This is a genomic window from Cobetia sp. SIMBA_158, from assembly GCF_046566945.1.
Taxonomy (GTDB): Bacteria; Pseudomonadota; Gammaproteobacteria; order Pseudomonadales; family Halomonadaceae; genus Cobetia; species Cobetia amphilecti.
The window spans coordinates 1-259 of record NZ_JAWJYL010000598.1 but is presented as its reverse complement, the minus strand read 5'-3'; the positions used below and the strand labels follow the sequence as shown (position 1 = coordinate 259).

Annotated in this window: 1 protein-coding gene; it reads left to right on the top strand. The window is 42.1% G+C overall.

Annotated elements, in window-relative coordinates; genetic code table 11:
• On the top strand, positions 1–259 hold a 259-nt coding region (locus R2R70_RS21225), incomplete at both ends, for a hypothetical protein (RefSeq protein WP_410979082.1).

The window sequence follows — 259 nt, the reverse complement described above, 5'->3', positions numbered from 1 at the left end:
ACTGCATTCACGCTATTTTGTGCGGCTATGTTTATTATTCATTCAACCGCAGCTCCACTGGTCAATCAAATAAGTAAAGCACCACCAAGCGTGACAGACGGAGGGTATGTCTCGTTTTATTACAGTGGCGGGGCTTGTGGCTCGCTATTACCGGGTTTAGTTTATCAACAGTACGGACAAACAGCATTTATGTTTACCTTACTTGTTGTTTGTTTGTGTGGCTTTTTTCTTATTACCTGGGCTTATCTTGACGGTAAAA